Annotated in this window: 21 protein-coding genes; 12 read left to right on the forward strand and 9 right to left on the reverse strand. The window is 62.5% G+C overall.

Annotated elements, in window-relative coordinates:
• Nucleotides 1-295: 295 nt before the first annotated feature.
• Nucleotides 296-496 (forward strand): ParD-like family protein, encoded by a 201-nt coding sequence (locus ACMGF8_RS20950; RefSeq protein ID WP_102863527.1) that lies wholly within the window; start codon nucleotides 296-298, stop codon nucleotides 494-496.
• Nucleotides 493-1257: a type I methionyl aminopeptidase gene (gene map, locus ACMGF8_RS20955; protein WP_102863526.1), complete on the forward strand. Its 765-nt coding sequence runs from the start codon at nucleotides 493-495 to the stop codon at nucleotides 1255-1257. The genes ACMGF8_RS20950 and map overlap by 4 nt, the downstream gene beginning before the upstream one ends.
• Nucleotides 1258-1260: 3 nt before the next feature.
• On the opposite strand, the gene ACMGF8_RS20960 is transcribed toward map, so the two are convergent.
• Both ACMGF8_RS20960 and ACMGF8_RS20965 read right to left on the reverse strand, forming a co-directional pair.
• Entirely contained in the window at nucleotides 1261-2202 is a 942-nt protein-coding gene (locus ACMGF8_RS20960) for a magnesium transporter CorA family protein (protein WP_102863525.1), read from the reverse strand.
• Between the two features lie 7 nt (nucleotides 2203-2209).
• Complete coding sequence (locus ACMGF8_RS20965; protein ID WP_102863524.1) at nucleotides 2210-3796, reverse strand: RimK family protein; 1587 nt, start codon at nucleotides 3794-3796, stop codon at nucleotides 2210-2212.
• A gap of 93 nt (nucleotides 3797-3889) precedes the next feature.
• Between ACMGF8_RS20965 and rimI the strand changes: the two genes are divergently transcribed.
• Complete coding sequence (gene rimI / locus ACMGF8_RS20970) at nucleotides 3890-4993, forward strand: ribosomal protein S18-alanine N-acetyltransferase (RefSeq protein WP_207165862.1); 1104 nt, start codon at nucleotides 3890-3892, stop codon at nucleotides 4991-4993.
• 101 nt (nucleotides 4994-5094) lie between these two features.
• Here rimI and ACMGF8_RS20975 read toward each other — a convergent pair whose 3' ends face one another.
• The 3 genes from ACMGF8_RS20975 to lpxO all read right to left on the reverse strand — a co-directional run bounded on the left by ACMGF8_RS20975 (nucleotide 5095) and on the right by lpxO (nucleotide 7761).
• The gene (locus ACMGF8_RS20975; protein WP_207165863.1) at nucleotides 5095-6246 is read right to left on the reverse strand and encodes a PQQ-dependent sugar dehydrogenase; all 1152 of its coding nucleotides are present in this window, start codon (nucleotides 6244-6246) and stop codon (nucleotides 5095-5097) included.
• A gap of 78 nt (nucleotides 6247-6324) precedes the next feature.
• Nucleotides 6325-6699, reverse strand: coding sequence for a hypothetical protein (locus ACMGF8_RS20980; RefSeq protein ID WP_207165864.1), 375 nt, complete (start codon nucleotides 6697-6699; stop codon nucleotides 6325-6327).
• 162 nt (nucleotides 6700-6861) lie between these two features.
• The gene (gene lpxO, locus ACMGF8_RS20985; RefSeq protein WP_102863520.1) at nucleotides 6862-7761 is read right to left on the reverse strand and encodes a lipid A hydroxylase LpxO; all 900 of its coding nucleotides are present in this window, start codon (nucleotides 7759-7761) and stop codon (nucleotides 6862-6864) included.
• Here lpxO and ACMGF8_RS20990 point away from each other — a divergent pair.
• The 4 genes from ACMGF8_RS20990 (at nucleotide 7724) to ACMGF8_RS21005 (ending at nucleotide 12182) form a co-directional block, all read left to right on the forward strand.
• The gene (locus tag ACMGF8_RS20990; protein WP_207168127.1) at nucleotides 7724-8125 is read left to right on the forward strand and encodes a hypothetical protein; all 402 of its coding nucleotides are present in this window, start codon (nucleotides 7724-7726) and stop codon (nucleotides 8123-8125) included. The two genes, lpxO and ACMGF8_RS20990, sit on opposite strands and share 38 nt — an antisense overlap.
• A complete protein-coding gene (locus tag ACMGF8_RS20995) occupies nucleotides 8122-8856 on the forward strand; it encodes an alpha/beta fold hydrolase (RefSeq protein WP_416757041.1) in 735 nt (244 codons plus the stop codon). Before ACMGF8_RS20990 ends, ACMGF8_RS20995 begins: the two co-directional genes overlap by 4 nt.
• A 249-nt stretch (nucleotides 8857-9105) precedes the next feature.
• A complete protein-coding gene (locus tag ACMGF8_RS21000) occupies nucleotides 9106-10692 on the forward strand; it encodes an ABC-F family ATPase (protein WP_102863518.1) in 1587 nt (528 codons plus the stop codon).
• 302 nt (nucleotides 10693-10994) lie between these two features.
• Nucleotides 10995-12182, forward strand: a complete 1188-nt coding sequence (locus tag ACMGF8_RS21005) for an MFS transporter (protein ID WP_060839364.1) — start codon at nucleotides 10995-10997, stop codon at nucleotides 12180-12182.
• Nucleotide 12183: 1 nt separating this feature from the next.
• Here the strand turns inward: ACMGF8_RS21005 and ACMGF8_RS21010 are convergent, their stop codons facing one another.
• The gene (locus tag ACMGF8_RS21010; RefSeq protein WP_102863517.1) at nucleotides 12184-13221 is read right to left on the reverse strand and encodes an alpha/beta hydrolase family protein; all 1038 of its coding nucleotides are present in this window, start codon (nucleotides 13219-13221) and stop codon (nucleotides 12184-12186) included.
• Between the two features lie 263 nt (nucleotides 13222-13484).
• Entirely contained in the window at nucleotides 13485-14096 is a 612-nt protein-coding gene (locus tag ACMGF8_RS21015; protein WP_102863516.1) for an FMN-dependent NADH-azoreductase, read from the reverse strand.
• Nucleotides 14097-14226: 130 nt separating this feature from the next.
• On the opposite strand from ACMGF8_RS21015, the gene ACMGF8_RS21020 reads away from it, so the two are divergent.
• Complete coding sequence (locus tag ACMGF8_RS21020) at nucleotides 14227-15135, forward strand: LysR substrate-binding domain-containing protein (RefSeq protein WP_102863515.1); 909 nt, start codon at nucleotides 14227-14229, stop codon at nucleotides 15133-15135.
• Nucleotides 15136-15146: 11 nt separating this feature from the next.
• Complete coding sequence (locus tag ACMGF8_RS21025; RefSeq protein WP_181433961.1) at nucleotides 15147-15491, forward strand: MmcQ/YjbR family DNA-binding protein; 345 nt, start codon at nucleotides 15147-15149, stop codon at nucleotides 15489-15491.
• Here ACMGF8_RS21025 and ACMGF8_RS21030 read toward each other — a convergent pair.
• Complete coding sequence (locus ACMGF8_RS21030; protein ID WP_115580092.1) at nucleotides 15488-15910, reverse strand: DUF1294 domain-containing protein; 423 nt, start codon at nucleotides 15908-15910, stop codon at nucleotides 15488-15490. The genes ACMGF8_RS21025 and ACMGF8_RS21030 overlap by 4 nt on opposite strands.
• Nucleotides 15907-16737: an undecaprenyl-diphosphate phosphatase gene (locus ACMGF8_RS21035; RefSeq protein WP_115580093.1), complete on the reverse strand. Its 831-nt coding sequence runs from the start codon at nucleotides 16735-16737 to the stop codon at nucleotides 15907-15909. Before ACMGF8_RS21035 ends, ACMGF8_RS21030 begins: the two co-directional genes overlap by 4 nt.
• A gap of 295 nt (nucleotides 16738-17032) precedes the next feature.
• Between ACMGF8_RS21035 and ACMGF8_RS21040 the strand changes: the two genes are divergently transcribed.
• From ACMGF8_RS21040 to ACMGF8_RS21050, 3 genes are all read left to right on the forward strand, one after another.
• Nucleotides 17033-18667, forward strand: a complete 1635-nt coding sequence (locus ACMGF8_RS21040; RefSeq protein ID WP_102863587.1) for a methyl-accepting chemotaxis protein — start codon at nucleotides 17033-17035, stop codon at nucleotides 18665-18667.
• 88 nt (nucleotides 18668-18755) lie between these two features.
• A complete protein-coding gene (pnuC, locus tag ACMGF8_RS21045) occupies nucleotides 18756-19319 on the forward strand; it encodes a nicotinamide riboside transporter PnuC (protein ID WP_207165895.1) in 564 nt (187 codons plus the stop codon).
• On the forward strand, nucleotides 19316-19840 hold the full coding sequence (locus ACMGF8_RS21050) for an AAA family ATPase (protein WP_102863510.1): 525 nt from the start codon (nucleotides 19316-19318) through the stop codon (nucleotides 19838-19840). The genes pnuC and ACMGF8_RS21050 overlap by 4 nt, the downstream gene beginning before the upstream one ends.
• Nucleotides 19841-20100: the final 260 nt, after the last annotated feature.

Below are 20100 nucleotides of genomic sequence, written 5' to 3' on the forward strand. Positions count from 1 at the left end.
TCTCCTGGCTGTGTTCGGAGCCCGGGAGACAGAGAGAAAAAACCCGCCTCCAGGGCGGGTTGGGTGCAGTCGTCAGCAAGCCCGCCAATCAGGAATGGCGGTAATAATGCTTGGCTGGGAACGATGGGCAGAAAAAGTCATGGACCGGAAACTAACCGCGCCAGCCCCTGGCGGTCAACGCATTTCTGCGAGGCTCACGCACAGCAACACATCTCCCCCACCTGCTCCCCGCTTGCGGCTGACTATACGAAACATATACGATTCATATATTCCCTCAAGAGAGCCCCCTATCAACATGGGTATCGTCAAAATCTCCGATGAACTGCACCAGCAGATCCGCGTCGCCAGCGCCGCCATGGACCGCTCGATCAACGCCCAGGCCGAATTCTGGATCAAGATCGGTCTCTTGGCCGAGCTCAACCCACACCTGGCCTACAACGACCTGATCAACAAACTGCTGCTGAACAAACCCGACCTGCTCAGGGGGCGCCCATGACCCAGGCCCTGATCAAGACCCCGGAACAACTGGCGCTGATGCGCGAATCCGGGCGCCTGCTGGCCCAGGTGTTCGACTTTCTCGACGGTTTTGTCGCCGCCGGCCTGTCCACCCTGGAGCTGGACAGCGCGGTGGAACATTTCATCCGCCACGAGCTCAAGGCACGCCCGGCGAGCAAGGGTCAGTACAACTACCCCTACTGCATCAACACCTCGATCAACGAAGTGGTGTGCCACGGCATGCCTCACCCCAAGGCGGTGCTCAAGGACGGGGATATCGTCAACATCGATATCACCCTGGAGAAGCACGGCTACATCGCCGATGCCAGCAAGATGTACCTGATCGGCCAGGTCGGCCCCAAGGCTCAACGCCTGGTCGACACCACCTTCGAGGCCATGTGGGCGGCAATCAAGGTGGTGCGTCCGGGCGCTCGCCTCGGCGATATCGGTCATGCCATCCAGTCTCATGCCGAAGCCAGGGGTTACAGCGTGGTCCGCGAATACTGCGGCCACGGCATTGGCCGGCAGATGCACGAAGAACCGCAGATCCTGCACTTCGGCCGCCCGGGCACCGGCCTGGAACTGCGCGAAGGCATGGTCTTCACCATCGAACCCATGCTCAACCAGGGCAGTGCCCGGGTCCGCGGGCTCAAGGACGGCTGGACCGTGGTCACCCGCGACCATGGCCTTTCCGCCCAGTGGGAACACACGGTGGCGGTGACCCGCGACGGCTTCGAAGTGCTGACCCTGCAAGCGCCATAAGGCTCACACGACCTTGTCGCCATGGCCGGTGAGCCGGCGCAGCCCCAGGGACATGGCCCCAGCGGCCAGCAACATGGCCAGCAGCAACAGCGAGTAGGCGATCCACCACGGCGTGCCTGCGGTCATCATGCTGAATTCGGACATGCCGCCGATGCTGGCAATCAGGTTCAGCGGCAGGAACACCACGTTGATCAGGGTCAGTTTGCGCAGCAACTGGTTGGTGCTGTTGTTCATCAGGTTGCCCCGGGCATCCATCAGCCCGGCGAACACCGTGGAGTAGATCTCCGCCTGCTTGTAACACTGGTTGTTCTCGATGATCAGGTCGTCGATCAGGCCGATGGCCTGGCTGCCGAACTGCTCCTTCTCGGCGTGATTGCGCAGGCGGGTCAATAGCGCGCCGTTGCTGTGCAAGGCATTGAGGTAATAGATCAGGCTCTCGCTGAGATTGAACATCTGCATCAGGTGGCGGTTTTCCATCGAGCTGTTGAACTTGTGCTGCAGCTCCCGGGCCACCAGCTTGATCACCTTGAGGTGGCCCAGGTAGTGATGGATGTTGTTGAACAGCAGGTCCAGCAGCACATCCAGCGGGCTGTGCAGGTTGTGCCGCGCACCCAGCCCTTGGAGCGGCGTATCGTCGGGAGCGATCACCAGCAACCGGTCCGCAGAAAACAGCAGGCCGCAGGACGACACCTCGAAGGACAGGCTGCCGCCGCCGGAATAGTTTTCCGGGCGCTTCCAGATCAGGAACAGGTAATCGGGATGAAACTCGATGCGCGACACCTCGTCCGGGTCCAGCGCCGAGGCCAGGGCGTGCTCATCGAGCTTGAAGGCACTGTGCAGCAAATCACGCTCTGCCAGGTCCGGGTTGCTGAACAGCATGACCTGGGCATCCAGTTCCGGGACGGCTTGCAGGCCGCCATGGGCCAGTCGATAGCTGTGGATCATCGCCGCCTCACCAGGCCTGGCCGCGACGCTTGAGCTCCAGGCGGCGCACGAACTCCTCCAGTACCAGGGAATACAGGTCGTCCTGCAGGTAGGCGTCCTCGATACCGGCGTCGAGATTGGGGTTGTCGTTGACCTCGATCACCACCACCTTGTCGCCGGACTGCTTGAGATCGACCCCGTACAGACCGTCGCCGATCAGGTTGGCGGTCTTCACTGCCAGCTCCACCACGGCCCGCGGCGCCTCGTGTACCGCCAGGGTGCGGCACTCGCCGTTGATGTCCTGGCCCTTGGCCTTGTGGTTGTAGATCTGCCAGTGGCCCTTGGACATGAAGTACTGGCAGGCAAAGATCGGCTTGCGGTTGAGCACGCCAATGCGCCAGTCGTACTCGGTGTAGAAGAACTCCTGGGCCAGCAGCAGCACCGAGTGCTCGAACAGTTCGGCGGTGGCCGCCAGCAAGGCCTGCTGGCTTTCGACCTTGATCACGCCTCGCGAGAAACAGCCATCAGGAATCTTCAGCACCAGGGGAAAGCCCAGGCGTTCGCCGACCCGTTCGAAGTCTTCCGGTCGCTCCTTGTAGAGGATCTCGGTGGCGGGCATCCCCAAGTGATGGCCCTTGAGCAGGTCAGTGAGATAGACCTTGTTGGTGCAGCGCAGGATCGAGGTGGGGTCATCCATCACCACCAGCCCTTCACTCTCGGCCTTCTTGGCAAAACGATAGGTGTGGTTGTCGACGCTGGTGGTTTCGCGAATCAGCAACGCATCGTATTCGGCAAGACGGGAGTAATCCTTCTTCTCGATCAACTCCACATCGATGCCCAGCCCCTTGCCAACCCGGATGAAGCTTTCCAGCGCCCGGGCATTGGAAGGCGGCAGGACTTCTTGGGGATCGTGAAGTATCGCCAGGTCATAACGGGCCAACTGCCTTGAGCGTGGAATACGCCAGACCTTGCGACTGAAACTGTCCAGGGAGTTGGCAAATTGATCTTCCTGATCCTCTCGCAACTTATGCAAGGCACCGGACTTCACACCTTCGATACGCCATGTGTTAGTTCTTTTGAAATCAACTAACAAGATCGGACATGGAAACAGCTCGAACAACTGACGAGCCAGTTCCTGCAAGGGCTCGATATGGGTCCGGCCAAAATACAGCGTCAGGGTAAAACCTTCGGTATCACTGTAGAGGTGATTGCTCAGGGCTTTTTCCAGGGCCTTGTCCAGGTCGTCCAGGGCCAATCCATAGAGGGCCTTGCGGGTCAGTTCACTGATGGTCCGTACCGATGGAATCACCCGGTGGCCGCGGGCTTCAGCCAGCAGCGAGCAGTAGTAGCCGTGTCCCAGGTACTTGTAGCTGCGGCACAGGTTGATCACCTGAACCCGTTTTCCCGGAGCACGTTCGCGGCTCTGCTCGAGGTACTCCTGGGCCGTGAGAATATCTTCACTGGGAAAGTAGGAAGCCCAGTCTTCCTTGCGTTCGACAATGATAATCACCTGACTTGAAGCTTTATCCCCGGGGGAAAAATAACTTGCCGAAGTGATTGTCGCCGGCAAACTTTGCTCGGATACTTCTCGCCAATGACCTTGTACCGCTGACATAAAGTTCGCTCTCGCTTAAGAACCTGACCCTTTCTATTAAGCACGAACTTTTTTCGAAGTCTCGTTTCGTTACGCAACTTTTACGGCGGTTATATGGATCTTGTCTTTCGCACTGCAACCCCCGACGATCTGCCGGCGCTGGTGGCCCTGGAACAGCAATGTTTCACCAGCGACCGGCTGACTCCACGCAGCTTCCAATGGATGATCAGCCGCGCCCACGGGCAACTGCTGGTGGCCGAGCATCAGGCGCGATTGCTGGGCTATGCCGTGGTGCTGTTTCATCGCGGCACCTCGCTGGCGCGGCTGTATTCCATCGCCATTGCCGAAGACGCCCGGGGTCTGGGCCTGGGTCGGCGCCTGCTGCAACGGATCGAGGCCTGTGCCCTGGAACACGACTGCGCCTATCTGCGCCTGGAAGTGCGCACCGACAACCCGGCCGCGATTGCCCTGTATGAACGCTATGGCTACCGGCGTTTTGCCCGCATCCACGACTACTACGAAGACCACGCCGACGCTTTGCGCCTGGAGAAACGCATTCTCCAGCACCGTGAGACCCGCAGCATCCGCGTGCCCTACTACCAGCAGACCACCGACTTCACCTGCGGTCCGGCCTGTTTGCTGATGGCCATGGCCGCCCTGCAGCCATCGCGGCCCCTGGAGCGCCGAGAGGAACTGCAGATCTGGCGTGAAGCCACCACCGTATTCATGACCGCCGGCCATGGCGGCTGCAGCCCCCAGGGCCTGGCGCTGTCCGCCTGGCGCCGCGGCTTTGGCGTGCGCCTGCAGGTCAACAGCGCCGGGCCGTTGTTTCTCAGCGGCGTGCGCGACGAGCATAAAAAAGACGTCATGCGCCTGGTCCACGACGAGTTCTGCAAGGAGCTGGATGCCAGCGATGTGCAACAGGTACTGGGTGGCCCTCTGGACCTGCCGAGGTTATTGAGTGCGGGCGGCCAGCCCCTGGTGCTGATCAGCAGCTATCGCCTGACCCGCTCCAAGGCGCCCCATTGGGTGATAGTCACCGATTGCGACGAGGACTTTGTCTACCTGCATGACCCGGATGTCGACCATAGCCAGCATCGCCAGCCGATGGACTGCCAGCACCTGCCGGTCAGCCACAGCGAGTTCGACAAAATGTGCAGCTTCGGCAGCAGCAAACTGCGGGCCGCCGTCATCCTCTCCACGCGCGCCCAAGCGTAGGAGCCGACTTGCCGACTTGTCCGCGCCGCCCCCTTGGCTGGCGAGCCCGCTACAGCAGCGAGCTGGCTCGGGGATGGGGATGGGGATGGGGATGGCGCGGATTATTCCAGGCCAACCTTGTACAGGCCGCCCTGATCCTCGTCGGTGAGGATGTAGAGATAACCGTCCGGGCCCTGGCGCACGTCTCGGATGCGCGCATTGAGCTCGCCCAGCAGGCGCTCTTCATGGGTGACACGGTCACCGTCAAATTGCAGGCGGATCAGTTCGCGGCTGGCCAGGGCGCCGATGAACAGGTTGTGCTGCCAGGGTTTGAAGCGATCACCGTCATAGAACGCCATGCCGCTGATGCCGGGAGACTTCTCCCAGACATGATGAGGGCCCACGGTGCCTGGTGCTGTCTGGCCGCCGGCCTCGGGAATCGGCTGGCCGGAGTAGTTGACCCCGTGAGTCGCCAGGGGCCAGCCGTAGTTCTTGGCCCGTTCGATGAGGTTGATCTCGTCACCGCCCTTGGGTCCGTGCTCGTTCTCCCACAAGGTGCCGCTCCAGGGGTTGAGCGTCGCGCCCTGTGGATTGCGGTGGCCGTAGCTCCAGATCTCCGGACGCACCCCGGGCTGGCCGACAAAGGGGTTGTCGTCCGGCACCCGGCCATCGGCGTACAGGCGCACGATCTTGCCCTGGAGTTTGTCCAGGTCCTGGGCGGTGGCCCGGTTGTTGTTCTCGCCCAGGGTGATGAACAGGTAGCCATCGCGGTCGAACACCAGGCGAGAACCGAAGTGGTTGCCGGTGGACAGCTTCGGCTCCTGGCGGAAGATCACCTTGAAGTCCTTGAGCCCGCTGAGGTCGTCGGCCAATCGGCCCCGGCCGACCGCAGTGCCGGCTGTGCCGTTCTCGCCACCGCCTTCGGCGTAGGACAGATACACCAGGCGGTCCTGCTTGAAGTCCGGCGACAGCGCTACGTCCAGTAAGCCGCCCTGGCCATTGGCCCAGACCTTGGGCACCCCGTTCAAGGGGGCCGAAAGCTTGCCGTCCGGGCTCACCAGCCGCAGGCTGCCGGGACGCTCGGTGACCAGCATGCCTTGGCGATCCGGCAGGAAGGCCAGGGCCCAGGGGTGGTTCAAACCTTGCACCAGCGGCGTCAGGCTCAGAGTGCCCTGCTCGCTGGGAAACGACTGTTCGCCCGCCGCCGAGACCGGCAACGCGCTGCCCAGCAGGACGCTGGCGCACAAGGTGGCGAAAAGGGTTTTACGCAACATGCTCGCTTCCTTCTGTGGATCAAGAAATTCCCTCGCGCCCCCAGGCAGGCGGCGCCGACAACGCAGCACACCGGCATCTTAGCGCCGGTTGTTCGGATCGTTGGCTCGGGGGCTTTGCACTCGGGGATCGGGGTTGGGTCGCTGCACGCCGCCCCGGGGATAACCGTTGCCGATACCGCCGTTCTCCAGGGTGGGCCGCCGGACGCTGGGGGCGGTGCCAGGGCCGCGCACAGGCGGACTGATGGGCTGGGTGCCCTGCATGCTGTTGGGATTGGCCCGGCGAATGGGGTTGCTGTAGGGATCGTTGTTGCCACTGTTGGGCAGGTTCTGCGCCAGCAGCAGAGTGCTGGGCAAGTGCGGGGATGGGAGCGGTTCAGGAGCGGCGGCCCAAACGGCGCCACTGGCCCAACTCAGCGCGATGAATGTGGCAAACCTGCGGGCCAGACTGTTCATGACAAGCCTCCTGAAGAGCGACAAGGTATCGAATTCGATTCCACGCTACGCCCAGGGTTCGGCTTTGTTAATTAAATATTCCTGCAGAACATGTAACACCCGGTATCCGCGGCCCGCCATTGGCGGCGCCGCGTTACCGCTGTGCAGAAGGCGGATGGCCCATCAGATATAGATGAACAGCAACAGCAGTGCGGCGAAGATCGCCCACTTTTCCAGGTAGTAACGGGTGCGGTTGCGCTTCTTCAGTTCCTTGCCCCGCAGGCGGATCTTGTACAGCTTGTTGAAGGCACGGTTCAGGCCACCGGTCTTGTCCCCGGCATCGTTGGGCGAACCGGCAGCGGACATCACCGTGCGACTGAACCAGCCGTTGAACGCCGCAGCCCAGCGATACTTCATCGGCCGCTCCACGTCGCAGAACAGAATGATGCGGTTCTGATCGGTGGTGTTTTCCGCGTAGTGGATGTAGGTCTCGTCGAACATTACCGCTTCGCCATCGCGCCAGTGATAGCGCTCGCCATCGACCTCGATGTAGCAGCCTTCGTTGTTCGGCGTGGACAGCCCCAGATGGTAGCGATAGGAACCGGCATAAGGATCGCGGTGACGCACCAGCTTGGAGCCCGGAGGCAGCTCGGCAAACATCGCTGCCTTGATCGAGCCGATGCTCTGCACTAGCTCGGTGGTGCGCGGGCACAGCTTCATCGCCGAAGGGTGGCTGTCGCCGTACCACTTCAGATAGAAGCGTTTCCAGCCGGTCTTGAAGAACGAGTTGAAACCCACATCGTTGTACTGATCCGAGCGCTTGATCTCACCGGCCTGCAACAGGTTCTGGCCCTCGGCACGAATCTCCTCCCAGTGTTCCTGCAGCTTGTTCATCTCGGGAAAGTCGGCCGGGTCCAGGTAGGGCCGGTTGGGAAACTTGGAGAACAGATAAAGGAAGCAGTTGATGGGGGCCAGGAAGGTGGAGTGATCACTCAGTTGGCGACCCAGCTTGTGGCGCACGCGCCCCCGCAGGTGTACGTACGCAATGGATAAAACGTATACAGCGGCAATGATGAGTTTCACGGAAATTGTCACACTTCAGAAGAGAGCATGCTGCGCCCCTGAAAGCCCGAAGGGCCAAAGGCAAATGGCAGCGTCTGAGTTGAAAAAAGCGCAATCGGCGAACATCTTCGTCGTCGATCCGACCCTCGGCGTCCGGCCGTCGGGTCGCATTTTAGCCACAGTTTGTAACCAATGGTTAACTCAAATTTGTGAAAAGCTGCGCGACTTCTGTCGAGATTTGCCTGTATTGCGCCAGGTTTTGCTTCAGCTCAATAAAATGCCCTCCAGCCCTCTGGCCAGCACAAACGAGCTGTGTTGGCCGGACTCCCGAGGTATCCTGCCGGGCGCTTTTTTTCTTTGTACCCAGCAAGGATCGCTGAATTGATCGACCCCACACCGCTCCCGATCCTGGTCCTGCTGCCTGGAATGGATGGCACCGGCAGCCTGTTCGCCCCCCTGCTCCACGCCCTGCCCCCGAACCTAGCGGTGCAGGTGCTGCGTTATCCCACCGATCAGGTGCTGGACTACCCCGCCCTGGTAGAGCAGGTATGGCAACAACTGCCGCTGGACCGTGCTTTCGTGTTGCTGGGCGAGTCGTTTTCCGGGCCGGTGGCCGTCAGCATCGCCGCCCGACGACCCAGCGCCATGCTGGGGCTGGTGCTGTGCTGCAGTTTTGTGCGCAATCCGCGTTCGGCACTGGCGCCGCTGTCACCGTTGCTCAAGCTGCTGCCCTTGCGACACCTGCCGTTCTGGCCGATGGATGCCTTGTTGCTCGGCGGTTTTTCCACCGCCTCCCTGCGCAGCGCCCTGGCGGCAGCCATCGCCCAGGTAACGCCCCAAGTACTGCGGGCCCGGTTGCAGTCAGTGATTGCAGTGGATGCAAGCCAGGCCCTGGTGGCCACGGAGGTACCGCTGCTGTACCTCCAGGCCCGCCACGACCGGCTGGTGCCGGCCTCGGCATCCATCCTGATCCGGCAACTGCGCAACGACGCCCGGCTGGTGGACATCGACGGCCCTCACTGCCTGCTTCAGGCCGCCCCCACTGAGGCCGCCGCACACTTGCAGCGGTTCATGCACGCGTTGGCTCAGGCCCGGGTTGCACTTAACGGCAGTTGAACATCGGCCATTGCGGCGAAAATCCCTACCCGAGCGTCATACAACTGCTCGGTTACATATGCGACAATGCGCACAAATTCCAACATGCACCCCGCACTCTTCGCTCAGCAACCCGGCCCCGTCGCCGGAATGTTGCGCTCGACGTACGCCCGCTGGCTCAGTTCCACACCCAGACCGGCCCGACCTGGAAGGCTCCAGATCGCGCTTCGTGGATTCAAGGCTGGCGCTAAATCATTGGTAGGTAAGTAATTGATCTCCACAGCTAACATCACCATGCAGTTCGGCGCCAAGCCACTGTTCGAGAACGTTTCGGTCAAGTTCAACGGTGGCAACCGTTACGGCCTGATCGGCGCCAACGGTTGCGGCAAGTCGACCTTCATGAAAATCCTCGGTGGCGACCTCGAGCCGTCCGGCGGCCAGGTCATGCTGGAGCCCAACGTGCGCCTGGGTAAACTGCGCCAGGACCAGTTCGCCTACGAAGAATTCACCGTGATCGACACCGTGATCATGGGTCACGAAGAGCTGTGGAAGGTCAAGGCCGAGCGCGACCGCATCTACTCGCTGCCGGAAATGACCGAAGAAGACGGCATGGCCGTGGCCGAGCTGGAAACCGAATTCGCCGAGATGGACGGCTACACCGCCGAATCCCGCGCCGGTGAGCTGCTGCTGGGCCTGGGCATTCCCCTGGAACAGCATTTCGGCCCGATGACCGAAGTCGCTCCAGGCTGGAAACTGCGGGTGCTGCTGGCCCAGGCGCTGTTCTCCGATCCGGAAGTGCTGCTGCTGGACGAACCGACCAACCACCTGGACATCAACACCATCCGCTGGCTGGAAAACATTCTCACGGCGCGTAACAGCACCATGATCATCATTTCCCACGACCGGCACTTCCTCAACAGCGTCTGCACCCACATGGCCGACCTGGACTACGGCGAGCTGCGCCTGTTCCCGGGCAACTACGACGAGTACATGATCGCCGCGACCCAGTCCCGCGAGCAGCTGCTGTCGGACAACGCCAAGAAGAAAGCCCAGATCGCCGAACTGCAGACCTTCGTCAGCCGCTTCTCGGCCAACGCCTCGAAAGCCAAGCAGGCCACGTCCCGGGCCAAGCAGATCGACAAGATCCAGCTGGCCGAAGTCAAGCCGTCGAGCCGGGTCAGCCCGTTCATCCGCTTCGAACAGACCAAGAAGCTGCACCGCCAGGCGGTGACCCTGGAGCGCATGTCCAAGGGTTTCGATGGCAAGACCCTGTTCCAGAACTTCAGCTTCACCGTCGAAGCCGGCGAGCGCGTGGCGATCATCGGCCCCAACGGTATCGGCAAGACCACCCTGCTGCGCACCCTGGTGGGCGAGCTGACCCCGGACGCCGGTACCGTCAAGTGGACTGAAAGCGCGGAAATCGGCTACTACGCCCAGGACCACGCCCATGACTTCGAAGACGACGTCAGCCTGTTCGACTGGATGGGCCAGTGGACCCAGGGCGAGCAGATGATCCGTGGCACCCTGGGCCGCATGCTGTTCTCCAACGACGAGATCCTCAAGTCGGTGAAGGTGATTTCCGGTGGTGAGCAAGGCCGCATGCTGTTCGGCAAGCTGATCCTGCAAAAGCCCAACGTGCTGGTGATGGACGAACCGACCAACCACTTGGACATGGAATCCATCGAGGCCTTGAACCTGGCCCTGGAAAACTACCCGGGCACCCTGATCTTCGTCAGCCACGACCGTGAGTTCGTCTCGTCCCTGGCCACCCGCATCATCGAGTTGAGCCCAAGCGGCGTGACCGACTTCAGCGGCACCTACGACGACTACCTGCGCAGCCAGGGCGTGATGTTCTAAAGCGGCAGCGAGCGTCAAGCGACCAGAAAAGAGCCCCGTCCAGTGTGACGGGGCTTTTTCATTTGGGCCTCGCTGGCCGGTGCAGAAACCTTCGAACCTTGTGCACTATCGATCAGCGTGTTCGCCGGTAAGCCCGCGCTTGCAGGGCTCGCAGCGCCGCTGGGCTTATCGGCGAAGCAGCCTTCAGGCCTTGCACATCAGCGGTCTGCGAGGCGTTGGGGAAAGATAGTTAGCCTGCTTCCTTTTATGATCGCGGCACGCGATGATGCGGCTCTCTAACCGCCGCCCGCGAACGAGCCTTCATGCCCGAGCCACAGACCTCCGCTCAAAGCTCCATGGCGATCACCCTGCAGATCGTCTCCATCGTCTTCTATACCTTTATCGCCTTCCTCTGCATCGGCCTGCCAATCGCCGTGCTGCCGGGCTACGTCCACGAACAGCTGGGCTTCAGCGCGGTGATTGCCGGGCTGACCATCGGCGCGCAATACCTGGCCACCCTGCTCAGCCGGCCCATGGCCGGGCGCATGTCGGACACCGTGGGCACCAAGCGCTCGATCATCTACGGCTTGCTGGGGATTCTCCTCAGCGGGCTTTTGACCCTGATTTCAGTGTGGCTGGAACACTGGCCACTGCTGAGCCTTGCCGTGCTGTTGGGCGCACGCCTGCTGCTGGGCGTGGCCCAGGGCTTGATCGGGGTCGGCACCATCAGCTGGTGCATGGGCCAGGTGGGCGCGGAACACACGGCCCGCTCGATTTCCTGGAACGGCATTGCCTCCTACGGCGCCATTGCCATCGGCGCGCCGTTGGGAGTGGTGATGGTTGAGCAATACGGTTTCACCAGCCTGGGCATCGCCCTGTCGGTTCTGGCGGTGCTGGCCCTGCTGCTGATTCGCAACAAACCCTCGGTGCCGGTGATTCGCGGCGAGCGCCTGCCGTTCTGGGCGGTCTTCGGGCGCATTGCCCCCTTCGGCGCCAGCCTCAGCCTGGCCTCCATCGGCTATGGCACCCTGACCACCTTCATTACCTTGTTCTACCTGAGCCGCGGCTGGACCGGCGCCGCCTATTGCCTGACGGTGTTCGGGGTGTGCTTCATCTGCTCGCGGTTGCTGTTCATCTCCAGCATCAGCCGCTTTGGCGGCTTTCGCTCGGCCATTGCCTGCATGTGCGTCGAGACCCTGGGGCTGACCCTGCTCTGGCTGGCGCCGTCCACGGCCTGGGCGCTGATTGGCGCCGGGCTCACCGGCTTCGGCTTGTCGCTGGTGTACCCGGCGCTGGGGGTGGAAGCCATCAAGCAAGTGCCCAACAGCAGCCGCGGTGCCGGTTTGAGTGCCTATGCGGTGTTTTTCGATCTGGCCCTGGCCATCGCCGGTCCCTTGATGGGCGCGGTGGCCCTGAACCTGGGGTATTCGTGGATTTTCTTCTGCGCCGCCCTGCTCTCGATCACCGGCCTGGGACTGACGCTGCTGCTCAAGCGTCGGGCCGGTGCCTGAGTTACTGGTCGGCAGTCTGCATCCCTGCCCGGCTCGGCCGGCCCAGGGTATGGGTGAAGAACCTGCCGGCCTCGGCAATCAGGTTGCGATGGATATCCTCGCGGTCGACGCCGTCGGCATCGGTGCACAGGGCCGGCATGGCCGCCAACTGCTCGGCGCTGCACGGCGCCATGAACACGAAGTGCCCGGCACCGGCCAGCAGCTTGAAGTCCGGGGCCACGGGCAGCTTGCGCGCCAGGGCCGCGGCATTCTTGTCCAGGGCCACCAGCTGGTCGCCATCGCCGCTGTAGAGCAGCACGGGCACATGCACCCCGGCCAGGGTCTGGCGACCGAATTTCAGGCTCAGGGGCGCCATCAGCATCAGTGCATGCACCCGCGGGTCGGCCACTGGCTGCAGATCCTCGCGGTCGACAATCAGTTCGCCCTGGGTATTGCAGGCATCGCGATCATCGGGACGTTCCTGGCAGTAACGCCGCAGGCGGTCCAGGTCAGGCGTGGCGCCGGACAGGATCAAGGCGGTCTCGCCGCCGGCGGAATAACCGATGACCCCGACCTGATCGGCATTGACGAAGGGCGACAGCATGGGGTCGCCAAGGGTGGCGGTTATGGCTTCGGAAATCTGGATCGGCCGTCCGTAGAGGTTGCTCAAGGTGCCCAGGCGGCTGTGGTCCTTGGAGTTGTCACCGGGATGAATCACCGCCACCACGACAAAACCCTTGCGTGCCAGGGACGTCGCCAGGTCGTGCAGGGCCAGGGGTGTACCGGTATTGCCGTGGGACAGCATCAGCATCGGAAAGCGGCCGATGGCGACCTTGGCATCCCGGGATGCGGCGATCTGATACCCCTCGACCAAACTGGGGTGCTCGATGCCGGTGGACGGGTAAAAGGCAATGGCGCGCATCGGCTGCCGGTCCAGGGGATCGAGAAAACTCATTTCATGGAAGCCGACGCTCCAGTGCGGGTGGGGCGCAGGAGCGGCCTGCACTGAAATCGGGCTGCCGAGCAGGTACATCAGTAACACTGCACAAACACGTTTCATCACACGCCCACCTTTGCCGCCGGATCGAGAAAGCCCGTTACCCCTGCCATCCCTTGCTGCCAAGGCCTTGAAGCCAGATTGGCCCATCAATGCGAATGCACCGCCAGGGAGCACGACTCCCGGCCTCGAAAAACCTGCATAACCTGGGCCAGCAACACTGGAAACGCCCACAAAAAAACTCCGCATTCTGATCACTTCAAGCAGTCATCAGAATACGGAGTCTAGTGGCGCTTGCCGTGCCGGAAAGCGTCTTTACACAAGCCTTACGCCGCGGCGAAAAGCTGCTCGCTGATCTGCGCCTGGGCGTCGCTCATGGCTTTGTTGCGCACGTCTTCACCGTACCCCAGGCCGTGAGCGCGAACGAATTCGATATCGGTGATACCGAGGAAGCCGAACAGCACCTTGAGGTAGTCCTCATGAGCCGCCCCAGTGGCCTGGCCGACGTGCAAGCCGCCGGAGGTGGAGACCACCAAGACCTTCTTGCCGCCGCACAGGCCTTGCGGGCCGGCTTCGGTGTAGCGGAAGGTCTGGCCGGCCACGGCGATGCGGTCGATCCAGGCCTTGAGCTGGGTCGGGATGGTGAAGTTGTACATGGGCGCCGCGATCACCAACGCGTCGGCGGCCTGGAATTCGGCCAGGGCCTGGGCGCTGAGTTCGGCTTCGTGCTTTTGCGCCGCATCACGCAGCTCGGCGGCGGTGCCGGCGGCCACCAGGGTCGCAGCGGAGAAGTGGCTGATGGCATCGCCGGCCAGGTCGCGATAGGTCACTGCCAGGTCAGGCTGGGCGGTTTTCCAGGCCTGGACCACGGCGTGGCTCAGTTGGCGGGACGCCGAGTTGTCACCCAGGATGCTGGAATCGATATGCAAGAGTTTCATGTGGGATCTCCAAGTGAGGACCGCCGCTGGGCGATCGGATGCTGGCAATCCTACAGATGAATTCAATAACTGATTAGTCGGCATAAATGCGATAGTTCGTCCTACCAATAGGACAATCGAGCCTTTCCCCATGCAAGACCTCAACGATCTCTATTACTTCGCCAAAGTGGTGGAAGCCGGTGGCTTCGCCGCCGCCGGGCGCCAATTGGGCATTCCCAAGTCGCGTCTGTCGCGGCGCATCGCCGAACTGGAGGAGCGCCTCAAGGCCCGGCTGCTGCAGCGCACGACCCGGCAGCTCAAGCTCACCGCTGTGGGCGAGCGCTACCTGCGCCATTGCCAGGCCATGTTGCTGGAAGCGGAGATGGCCGACGAAGCCGTGGCCAGCATGGCCAGCGAGCCTCGGGGACGCCTGCGGGTGTCGAGCCCGGTGGGCCTGGCCCATGAATTGCTGACGCCACTGGTGAGCAGCTTTCTGGAGAAATACCCGCAGGTGCAGCTGGAGATGCTGTTGCTCAACCGCCGTGTCGACCTGGTGACCGAAGGCATAGATGTGGCCCTGCGAGTACGCGAGCAAGGCGACGAAGACCCTTTGTTGGTCACCCGGCGCCTGCGCCCGGCGCAGACGGCGATGGTCGCCTCCCCGGCCTTCCTGCGGGACAACCCGGTGACCCACCCGCAAGACCTGAGGCACCTGCCCATACTCGGCGCCCTGGAGGCCGACCGGCTGGTACACCTGCGGCTGCTGGATCAACAGGGCAACGCCTGCGACCTGGCCCTGGAAGCGCGCCTGGGCATCGATGACTTCATCGTCCGTCGCGCCTGCGCCCTCGCCGGCCTGGGCTGCACCGTGCTGCCGATGCTGTACTGCGAGGCCGAACTGGCCAGCGGTCAGCTGGTGCAACTGCTCCCCCAATGGTCACTGCCCGGCGGCTGGCTGCAAGCGGTGTATCCTCACCGCCGTGGTGTGCTGCCGGCCGTGCGGGCCTGGATCGAACACCTGAGTGAATCCTTCGAACGTTGTGGAGAACGTGCCCTGTGAAAGCTGCAACCCTGAATGAAGAGCAAGTGGCGCAATTCTGTCTGGGCCTGCCAGGCGCGCGGGAAGACTACAAATGGGGCGGCGTGCGGGTGTTCTCGATTGCCGGCAACAAGATGTTTGCGTTGCAGAACCTGCGGGGTGAGTCCCTGGCCTTCAAGGTCGACCGGGAACTGTTTCTTGGCCATGTCGACCGTCCGGGCATTGCCCCGGCGCCCTACCTGGCCCGGGCTCACTGGATCATCATGCACAGCCCCTACCCGCTGGGGGCCGATGAACTCAAGGCCCTGCTGCAAGCGTCCCATCAATTGGTGGTGAGCAAGCTGCCCAAGCGCACCCAGGTCGGCCTGCTGCTCTAGAACAGGCTCAGCAGGCCGCTTTCCAGGAACAACCGATCAATCCAATAGACCTGATGCAAGGCCACGATCAGCCAGAACAGCGTCTGATAGGACACCTTGCGGGTCTTGTGCCGCAACAGTTGCTGAGCCAGCAAGGCACCGGGCCAGCCACCGGCCAGCTCCAGAGCGTGCAGGACCTTCTCCGGCGTGCGCTGCCCCTGGGCCCTGGCCCGGCGCTTGTCGTGCCAGTACAGCAGGAAGGTCAACAGGCTGACGGCGCCATAGGCGACCAGGGGGATGATCGAGATTGCTCGCCACCACAGGGATAACGAGCCGAACAACGGCAGTGCGCACAGCAGGCCCCCTACCAGCAACTTGAGCTTCAGATTGTGGATGTGCGCGCCACTGCCGGCGCGCGGTTCGCTGCGGCCCGTCGTCACGGCTTAACTGCCGTCCAGTCGACCCAACCGAACTGCCAGGTCGCCAGGATCAGCAGGCCGAAGGCAATACGGTACCAGGCAAACGCCGCATAGCTGTGGCTGGCAATGAACTTCAGCAGGCCCTTGACCGCGATCATGGCAAAGATGAAGGCCGTGACGAAGCCGATGGCGAACACCGGAAAATCATCCGGCTGGAACAGGTCGCGGTACTTGTAGCCGGAGTACACCGCGGCCCCCACCATGGTGGGCATCGCCAGGAAGAACGAGAACTCGGTGGCGGTCTTGCGCGACAGGCCGAACAGCAGCCCGCCAATGATGGTCGAGCCGGAACGCGAGGTCCCCGGGATCATTGCCAGGCATTGGGCGCAACCGACCTTGAGCGCGTCCTTCCAGGTAATGTCGTCCACCGTCTCGGCATGTACCTGATGCTGCCGGCGCTCGGCCCACAACATGATGATGCCGCCAACCACCAGGGCCGAAGCCACGGTGATGGGGTTGAACAGGTAAGCGTGAATCAGGTCGGCGAAGATCACCCCCAGCACCACCGCTGGCAGGAAAGCGATCAGCAGGTTGACGGTGAAGCGCTGGGCCTTGGGTTGGGTGGGCAAGCCCAGCACCACATCGAAGATCTTGCGCCGAAATTCCCAGACAACCGCAAGAATCGCCCCCAGTTGAATGATGATGTTGAAGGCCATCGCCCGCTCGCCCCCGAAGTCGAGCAAGTCGGCGACGATGATCTGGTGCCCGGTACTGCTGATGGGTAAAAACTCGGTCAGGCCTTCGACAATCCCAAGTATCAATGCCTGCGCGGCGGTCCAAAAATCCATCAATCCCCCATAAGGCGATGCTCCAGGCATGCCTCTTTTTTAAGTATTCAAAGCCATTGCTGCGACGAGCGTAGCCGAGTTTTCGGCGCCCATAAGATCAACACAAACCTATGAAAATTCTGTGAAAAATTCAGAAAGGTTCAGGTTTTGCGTGAAGGCGCCGAAATCCTAACAGACAGGCGCAAAATGCGCCTGTGGTGTTATTGGACTTCCGTAGGGTTGGCGCTCGAAGGCAGGCGTGCTTGGATGCTCACGGCCTTTTATGACAAGAACAAGAATCTGGAGTGACCGGATGATGAATAGCTTACGCAAGATGTCCATCAGTCAGCGTTTGTGGCTGATCCTGATCGTGGCGGTGCTGACCCTGGTGACCCTGGGCGTGATGATGCTCAAGCAGATTCATGGCGACCTGTACCAGGCCAAGGCGCAGAAGACCCAGCACGTGGTGCAGACCGCCGCCGGCGTGCTCACTTACTACCAGGGCCTGGAAGCCGCCGGCAGCATGAGCCGCGAACAGGCGCAGAAACAGGCGCTGCAGGTGATTCGCGGGCTGCGCTACAACCAGAACGACTACTTCTGGATCAACGATCTGGCGCCGGTCATGATCATGCACCCGGCCAACCCCAAGCTCGACGGACAGAACCTGGCGGCAGTCAAGGACCCGGACGGCTTCGAAGTGTTCAACGAAATGGTGGCCCTGGCCAAGTCCAAGGGCGCCGGCATGGTGGACTACCGCTGGCCCAAGCCCGGGGCCGAGCAGCCGGTGCAGAAGACCTCCTATATCCAGCTGTTCCAGCCCTGGGGCTGGATCATCGGCTCCGGGATCTACATCGATGACCTGCAACAGGAGTTCTATGCCCAGGTACTGCGGGCCTCCTCTGTCGGCCTGGTGATTGCCCTGCTGATGGCGGGCCTGGTGGTGCTGATCGTGCGCAGCATCGTCAGCCCGCTGCGCGAGACCGTTCACGCCATGGCCAATATCGCCAGCGGCGAAAGCGACCTGACCCGCAGCCTGGATACCCATGGCCAGGATGAAGTCACCGAGCTGGCCCGACACTTCAACGGTTTCACCGCCAAATTGCGTGGGGTCGTGACGCAGTTGCAGACCAGCGCCGCGGCCCTGGAACAGTCCTCCAGCGAGCTGGGCAGCAATGCCGCCGAGGCCCAGGAGCGCAGCCAGCAACAGTCCCAGCAGATGGAACAGGTGGCCGCAGCCATCAGTCAGGTCACCAGTGGCGTTCAGGATGTTGCGAAGAATGCCGAGCACGCCGCCAGTGAAGTGCGCGAGGCCGAAGCCCAGGCCCAGCAAGGCCAGGTCAATATCGACGGCAGCCTGCAGCAGATCGATCAGCTGTCGAGCACCATCGATCAGGCGGTGGAAGTGATTCGCACCCTGGCGGCAGAAAGCACCCAGATCGGCACTGTACTGGAAGTGATCCGCTCCATTGCCGAACAGACCAACCTGCTGGCCCTGAACGCCGCCATCGAGGCGGCCCGGGCCGGGGAACAGGGTCGGGGTTTTGCCGTGGTGGCCGACGAGGTGCGCCTGCTGGCCCAGCGCACCCAGCAATCGACCGCAGAAATCCAGGGCATGATCGAGCGCTTGCAGAATCACTCGGAAGCGGCGGTCAAGGTGATTGGCGACAGCAGCCGCGCGTCGCAGTTGACCATCGAGCAGGCAGGCCTGGCCGGTACCAGCCTCAATGCCATCGGCCAGGCACTGCGGACCCTCAACGGCCTGAACGCCTCGATTGCCAGCGCCACCCTGCAACAGGCCCATGTGGTGGAAGACATCAACCACAATGTCGGCCAGGCGGCAGGCCTGTCCCAGGGCACCGCTCTGGCGGCCCAGCACTCCAGCGCCGCCAGCCGCCACCTCAAGGAGCTGTCGGAACAGCTCAATGGCCTGCTGCGTCAGTTCCGCGTCTGAGTCACTTCAGGGTCTGGGCCCCGGGCTGACGCCCAAGGCCCAGACTGGGTACAATCCGCCCCCTCCTCCACTTCCCCAAGGAACCGCCATGTCCGGGCTTGAACTGTTTGCCGCTGCGCTAGGCGTCATCGCCGTCTGGCTGACGGTTAAACAGAATCCCTGGTGCTGGCCCATCGGCCTGGTCATGGTGTTGCTCTACAGCTGGATCTTCTACGAGGTCAAGCTCTATTCCGACATGCTGTTGCAGGTGGTCTACGCCGTGCTGCAGCTCTATGGCTGGTGGCAGTGGACCCGTGGCGGCGACCAGCATCAGGGGCGCCCGGTCAGCCAGTTGCAGCCCGTCGGCTTGCTCCAGGGCCTGGCCCTCGGCGCACTGGGCAGCCTGATGCTGGGAGCGGCCATGGCCCACTGGACCGATGCCGCGCAACCCTGGCTCGACGCCGCCCTGACCGCCTTCAGCCTGGTAGCCCAATGGTGGATGGCGCAGAAGCGCGTGCAATGCTGGCCGCTGTGGATCGCCGTGGATGTGATCTTCGTGGGTCTGTTCATCTACAAGGAGCTGTACCTGACCGCGGCCCTCTACGCCCTGTTCACCCTGCTGGCGGTCCAGGGCTGGCGCACCTGGCGCGCCGACCCGGCGTTGCAGCCTTGAAGGTACTGGTGCTGACCGGCCCCGAGTCCAGTGGCAAAAGCTGGCTGGCGGCCGAGCTGCAAGCGCACTTCGGCGGCATCCAGGTGGGTGAGTACGTGCGCCACTTCATCGAGCAGGAGTGCCGCGATACCTGCCTGGCGGACATCCCCGAGATCGCCCGTGGCCAGTTGGCCTGGGAAGACCAGGCCCGGGCCCGGCAACCCGCCCTGCTGATTCTCGACACCCACCTGCTGAGCAACCTGCTGTGGAGCCGGACCCTGTTCGGCGACTGCCCGCCGTGGCTGGAAACCCAGTTGCTGGCCCGGCATTACCACCTGCACCTGCTGCTGTCCCCGGAGGATGTGGCCTGGAGCGACGACGGTCAGCGCTGCCAGCCGCAACTGGCGCAGCGTCAGGCTTTCTTCGACGCCACGCAGCAGTGGCTGGACCTGCACGCGCAGCCTTATCGGGTCATTCGCGGCGATTGGCAGGAGCGCCGGCAGCAAGCCTTCGCCCTGGTTCGGCAACTGCTGCTGGACTGATCCCGCCGCAGGTGCGCGCCACCCCGCAGAGTGTCCATTCCTGAAACACTCCCCTGGCGATCAGGCCGCCATTTTCGGGGGCGGCGCCCACTGTCGGCGAAACTGTTGCGCCACTGATACACCCTCGCAGCAACCCTTGTTCCAGAGCATTGTCCCGCTTATGGCCAATGGCCGTCGGTGGCGCCTGTCTCAATCCTGAAACACCTGCTGCGCCCTTTCCCCCCAGCATTTTCCCAACCCATTGATTCTTCGCAAGAAAT

The organism is Pseudomonas sp. BNK-7, assembly GCF_048072025.1.
Classification (GTDB): Bacteria; Pseudomonadota; Gammaproteobacteria; order Pseudomonadales; family Pseudomonadaceae; genus Aquipseudomonas; species Aquipseudomonas danubii.

Bases quoted from the DNA above. Each gene is read 5' to 3' on its own strand.
- ACMGF8_RS20950 (WP_102863527.1), top strand. From the start codon at position 296: ATGGGTATCGTCAAAATCTCCGATGAACTGCACCAGCAGATCCGCGTC.
- map (WP_102863526.1), top strand. From the start codon at position 493: ATGACCCAGGCCCTGATCAAGACCCCGGAACAACTGGCGCTGATGCGC.
- ACMGF8_RS20960 (WP_102863525.1), bottom strand. From the start codon at position 2,202: ATGATCCACAGCTATCGACTGGCCCATGGCGGCCTGCAAGCCGTCCCG.
- ACMGF8_RS20965 (WP_102863524.1), bottom strand. From the start codon at position 3,796: ATGTCAGCGGTACAAGGTCATTGGCGAGAAGTATCCGAGCAAAGTTTG.
- rimI (WP_207165862.1), top strand. From the start codon at position 3,890: ATGGATCTTGTCTTTCGCACTGCAACCCCCGACGATCTGCCGGCGCTG.
- ACMGF8_RS20975 (WP_207165863.1), bottom strand. From the start codon at position 6,246: ATGTTGCGTAAAACCCTTTTCGCCACCTTGTGCGCCAGCGTCCTGCTG.
- ACMGF8_RS20980 (WP_207165864.1), bottom strand. From the start codon at position 6,699: ATGAACAGTCTGGCCCGCAGGTTTGCCACATTCATCGCGCTGAGTTGG.
- ACMGF8_RS20990 (WP_207168127.1), top strand. From the start codon at position 7,724: ATGGATAAAACGTATACAGCGGCAATGATGAGTTTCACGGAAATTGTC.
- ACMGF8_RS21005 (WP_060839364.1), top strand. From the start codon at position 10,995: ATGCCCGAGCCACAGACCTCCGCTCAAAGCTCCATGGCGATCACCCTG.
- ACMGF8_RS21010 (WP_102863517.1), bottom strand. From the start codon at position 13,221: ATGAAACGTGTTTGTGCAGTGTTACTGATGTACCTGCTCGGCAGCCCG.
- ACMGF8_RS21015 (WP_102863516.1), bottom strand. From the start codon at position 14,096: ATGAAACTCTTGCATATCGATTCCAGCATCCTGGGTGACAACTCGGCG.
- ACMGF8_RS21020 (WP_102863515.1), top strand. From the start codon at position 14,227: ATGCAAGACCTCAACGATCTCTATTACTTCGCCAAAGTGGTGGAAGCC.
- ACMGF8_RS21035 (WP_115580093.1), bottom strand. From the start codon at position 16,737: ATGGATTTTTGGACCGCCGCGCAGGCATTGATACTTGGGATTGTCGAA.
- ACMGF8_RS21040 (WP_102863587.1), top strand. From the start codon at position 17,033: ATGAATAGCTTACGCAAGATGTCCATCAGTCAGCGTTTGTGGCTGATC.
- pnuC (WP_207165895.1), top strand. From the start codon at position 18,756: ATGTCCGGGCTTGAACTGTTTGCCGCTGCGCTAGGCGTCATCGCCGTC.